Annotated in this window: 2 protein-coding genes, 1 tRNA gene and 1 pseudogene; all 4 read right to left on the bottom strand. The window is 64.8% G+C overall.

The window, feature by feature from the left end; genetic code table 11:
- Window positions 1-374: pseudogene (locus tag LH475_RS11775) on the bottom strand (homocysteine S-methyltransferase family protein); the annotation flags it as partial.
- 470 nt (window positions 375-844) lie between these two features.
- Window positions 845-916, bottom strand: a tRNA-Arg gene (locus LH475_RS11770).
- 138 nt (window positions 917-1,054) lie between these two features.
- A complete protein-coding gene (locus tag LH475_RS11765; RefSeq protein WP_297414188.1) occupies window positions 1,055-1,552 on the bottom strand; it encodes an HNH endonuclease in 498 nt (165 codons plus the stop codon).
- Between the two features lie 338 nt (window positions 1,553-1,890).
- Window positions 1,891-2,583, bottom strand: coding sequence for a metal-dependent transcriptional regulator (locus LH475_RS11760; protein WP_297414186.1), 693 nt, complete (start codon window positions 2,581-2,583; stop codon window positions 1,891-1,893).
- Window positions 2,584-2,757: the final 174 nt, after the last annotated feature.

Genomic DNA, 2,757 nt, shown 5'->3' with positions numbered 1-2,757 from the left:
CGTGGGCCTAGGACTCCTTCGACGAGGATCTCAACGGCGGGGTGGCTCGCAGCAACCTCGCGCACGAACGCCACAGCGTCCGCGTTCGCCCGGGCTAGTGAATCCGGAGTAAAGCCAAGGCGTTGGCCCCAATCCCGGTTCGCCCGCCAAGTCGGGGTTCCCATGACAAACGGGACGCCACGTTCCTGCGCGATGCTCAAGAAGGTCTCGAAGTATCGGCGCATTGCGTCGCGGCCTGTCTCGTCGTAGAGAAGCGGGAACGCCGCGAAGTCGGGCAGCTCGATTCCTTCGTGAAAAACCAAAACGGTCTCGATGCCACCATCAGTCATTGCAATGTCGGATGTCTTCATGTGAGTCCCGTCGAATCGGGTCAAACCATCCTCCACTTCGGGGCGTGATGTCAAGGCCGGTGTTGGCGGTCGCTGTGACGTGTCCTCGCCCTTCCCGATCGCACGGTCCACGGCTGTTGGATTCCCTTTCCCACCCCTCCCGTGGGCCAAGCCCTCGGGAACTTCACTCGCTTGCACCTGGGCCCACACCGCCATCAAGGCGGGCGCCAGAAAGCACGATGGCCGCGCCACGGGCCGCCGCCTCAATCCCGTGGATCCGCAGGTACGCGCATCGGTCGACGGTGCGAGCAAACAGCATCCGCCTCTTCGCGAACTCTAACGAGCACGCGGCCGAGGCCAGACCTCTTTCACGCGGAGAATATTCTCAGACGTGGGCGAACCGTGGGCAAGAGGCGCGGAACTGAGGACCGATGCCGCTCAGTTGTAGGCAGAAGAGACTCGACACCCATCTTCTTCTAAAGTGAATAGTGCCTCTGAACAGCAGTTTTGCTACGTGCCCCTGGAGGGACTCGAACCCCCAACCTAATCCTTAGGACGGACTTGCTCTTCCATTGAGCTACAGAGGCCAGCGAGTCGAGTTTAGCCGTTCACGGATGCCCGAAACTCCGACCCGCCGGTTGAGCGGCGCGCCCTGGCGCGCGTGATGAAACCCGCTGGGTTTCGACACGGTCGCTGCGCGACCTGCTCGACGAGAAGAGGCCGCGCTACGCCGCCGGCGCCAGGTACTCCTCCCACTGCGGCAGCGCCCGCTCGACCCCGCGCACCAGCCAGGTGGTGCCGTGCGGGGGCCGGGGGTGCACCCGCAGTGTCCAGCCCATCTCCGACGGGGTGCGGTCGCTCTTGGCGTTGTTGCACTTGAGGCAGCAGGCCACGAGGTTCTCCCACGAGTCCGCCCCCCCACGCGACCGCGGCAACACGTGGTCGATCGTCGTCGCCGACGAGGCGCAGTAGGCGCAGCGCTGGCCGTCGCGCCGCAGTACGCCACGGCGGCTGACCGGCACCCGCCGGTTCGACGGGATGCGCACGTAACGCCTGAGCAGGATCACCGACGGCCGATCCCACGACTCGGTCAGCCCGAATACCGGATGCTCGGCATCCGCGGCGATGATCGTCGCCTTGCCATTCATGACGAGCACGAGGGCTCGCTTGAAGGAGACGACGGCGAGGGGCTCGAACCCCGCGTTGAGGACCAGTGTGCGCATTCTCATCCAATCGACAAGTCCCCGCACGGCTTGCGGGGATTCGAAGCGTCGAGGGGTGCCGCCAGTGAGGAGCGTGCAGGCAACAAAAAAGGCACCGTCGAGTGGACGGTGCCTAAGTGGTTGCGCGCAGTTGGACGCCGCGCTGGCTGCTGTGCCGTATGAAGTGCAGGGCGCGAATATCCACGGTTTGGATGCTGCGACTGCGTGACATTCGGCTCTCCGAAGAATTGGTGGAACTCCAAGGAGTTTAGAATAACCCAGAAATCCGCGCCGAGTTCCCGCTGGCGCGCCGGTTCACCGGCCGTTCACCGCGCAGGCGACCTGAGGGGGAGAACTGCCTAGATGCCGACGTAGACATGGATGGCGACCTCGTTGGGCAGCTCGAGGCCATCGCCGAAGCCGTCGACCTCGACAAGCACGTAGGACCCGGCGGCCGAGAACTTCGCCCGTGCCCCCGGCATGACGCCGGCGGTGCGCAACTGCGAAAGCAGTTCGCTCTCGTATTGCACCGGTTCGCCAAGCCGACGGATAGTGCCCGTGACCGGTCCGACGGCACCGTGGACGAGGTTCGCGATGTTCACGACCCCGTCGTAGAACTTGGCGGCGGCGGGCTCCCCCAGCTCGTCCAGGCCGGGGATCGGGTTTCCGTAGGGGGAATGCGTGGGGTGGTCGAGCATCTCGATGATGCGGCGTTCGACCGATTCGCTCATCACGTGCTCCCAGCGACAGGCCTCCTCGTGCACGAGCGCCCAGTCCAAGCCGATGATGTCGGCAAGGAGGCGCTCGGCGAGACGGTGCTTGCGCATGACGTGCACGGCCCTCGACCGTCCCTCGACGGTCAGCTCGAGGTGGCGATCGCCCTCGACCACGACGAGGCCGTCACGCTCCATCCGGCCGACGGTCTGAGACACGGTCGGACCGGAGTGCCCAAGTCGCTCGCTGATCCGGGCACGCAAGGGAACGATTTTCTCCTCTTCGAGCTCGAAGATGGTGCGCAGGTACATCTCGGTGGTGTCAATGAGATCTGTCATCGAGCCCTCTCCATCGCCGAATGCACACAGGTAAGCCTAACCTGACGGCCGCCGCTTCCGGTTCGAGGGCTGCCGCGCGCGTCTCGATAGAATCGGCGCATGTCGCAGATCACCATTCCCACCGACCTCCTGCCCGCCGATGGACGATTCGGATGCGGCCCCTCGAAGGTCAGG

Origin of the sequence: Cryobacterium sp. (assembly GCF_026786305.1) — a bacterium.
In the GTDB taxonomy this organism is placed as follows: domain Bacteria; phylum Actinomycetota; class Actinomycetes; order Actinomycetales; family Microbacteriaceae; genus Cryobacterium.
Note: the sequence above shows the minus strand (reverse complement) of the source record. Positions and strands in the feature narration are given on the sequence as shown.

Coding starts and splice junctions, on each gene's coding strand:
- LH475_RS11765 (WP_297414188.1), bottom strand. CDS start 1,552: ATGCGCACACTGGTCCTCAACGCGGGGTTCGAGCCCCTCGCCGTCGTC.
- LH475_RS11760 (WP_297414186.1), bottom strand. CDS start 2,583: ATGACAGATCTCATTGACACCACCGAGATGTACCTGCGCACCATCTTC.